Raw genomic sequence first — 1592 nt, 5'->3', positions numbered from 1 at the left:
TGAACTTCTAATGGAAAGTTCTGAAAACATGGTCAAATTATCTGCCATAAAATTATTACTCAATAAAATTTAAACAGCCTCTAAATATATTATTTTTTACAAAAACATTACTAAGAAACCTGTTTCAAAATTTCTTACAATCGAAAAAAACAACTAAGTTTAGTATTATTAATCATTTGCAGAAGCTATTTTTTATTTTTCTCAACAATACGTCAAAAGTATTTTGTAAATCACTCAGAAACAATTAAATTTGCAATTCAATTTTTTAAGAATTTATGGCAAAATTGGGAAAAAATGCTCCAAATGAGCAAGAAGGTAAAGAAACAGTGGAATTCTTTAAAGACCTTGACAGAGAGGCTTTAAACACAGAAAGATTCCTAGAAAAATATCAGAAACCACTAAGCATTGCTTTTGGGGTTGTTGTTTTGGGAGTTTTAGGCTTTTTCGGATACCAGCAATTTGTGGTAGCTCCAAAGAATGCTGAAGCTATAAAAACTTATTTAGCAGCACAAAAAAACCTTACAGAAGGTAAAGATAAAGAAGCTTTAGGTGGTAAATCTGCGGCTAATCCTGGATTTTTAGGAACTTATAACGAATATTCTTCTACAAAAGTGGGTAAACTTTCTGCTTACAATGCAGGTTTATTAAAATTAAAAGAAGGAAAGTTTCAGGAAGCTCATGATCTTTTAGACAAGTTTTCGTCTGATAACAAAACATTGATGGCAATGAAGTTTGGCGCAATGGCAGATGCAAAATCTGGTCTTAATAAAAATGACGAGGCTTTAGCGTTATTAGACAAAGCTGCTTCAGCATCTGATGATCCTTATACTTCTTATTATTTTACTAGAAAAGCAGGTATTGTTGCTTTAGGAATGAAGAAAAATGCAGAAGCTAAAAAATACTTTGCAACGATCGACGAAAAATATCAGGACTACGACAACGGAATGTCTGATTCTTATATCGAAATGACTAAATATTTAAATTAAAACATGGCAACAGTTAATCTTTCAGATTACAAGCCACTTCATATTACCAATGCCGAGGATTTTTCTATCGGCATTGTTTTTTCTGAGTGGAATGACTTTGTAACTTACAATCTACGTGATGCAGCTTTAGAAATTCTGGAAAAAGAAGGCGTAAAAGCTGAAAATATAAAGCAGTTTTCCGTTCCCGGAGCTTTTGAATTAAATTATGCAAGCATGCAACTTTGTAAAGAACGAAAGTTTGATGCGGTGATAGCAATCGGGTGTGTCATCAGAGGAGAAACTCCACATTTTGATTTCGTTTGTGACGCCGTTGCACAGGGAATTAAAGACTGTAATATTTTAACAGACACTCCAACTATTTTCTGCGTGTTGACAGATGACACCAAAGAACAGTCAATCGCAAGAAGCGGTGGAGATTTAGGAAATAAAGGTGTTGAAGCAGCAGTTACGGCTTTAAGCATGATCAATTTTAAAAGAAATCTTTCCAATAAAACAGGAAATATCGGTTTCGGAAAGGCTACCTAATTCAGTATGATTGTTAAATCATTTGATTTTATTAAAAATTTTACTGCAATAATTTTTATACGTAATATTTAATTTGTAAGT

General features: G+C 32.5%; 2 protein-coding genes. Both read left to right on the top strand.

The features are described from left to right. The first annotated feature begins 275 nt into the window (after nucleotides 1-275). The gene (locus tag AB671_RS21375; RefSeq protein WP_066677397.1) at nucleotides 276-986 is read left to right on the top strand and encodes a tetratricopeptide repeat protein; all 711 of its coding nucleotides are present in this window, start codon (nucleotides 276-278) and stop codon (nucleotides 984-986) included. Between the two features lie 3 nt (nucleotides 987-989). Then, nucleotides 990-1511 carry a 6,7-dimethyl-8-ribityllumazine synthase gene (ribH, locus tag AB671_RS21370; protein ID WP_066677394.1) on the top strand — a complete coding sequence of 174 codons (522 nt, stop codon included), beginning with the start codon at nucleotides 990-992 and terminating at the stop codon, nucleotides 1509-1511. Nucleotides 1512-1592: the final 81 nt, after the last annotated feature.

Source organism: Chryseobacterium sp. BGARF1 (assembly GCF_001677955.1).
Taxonomy (GTDB): Bacteria; Bacteroidota; Bacteroidia; order Flavobacteriales; family Weeksellaceae; genus Chryseobacterium.
Note: the sequence above shows the minus strand (reverse complement) of the source record. Positions and strands in the feature narration are given on the sequence as shown.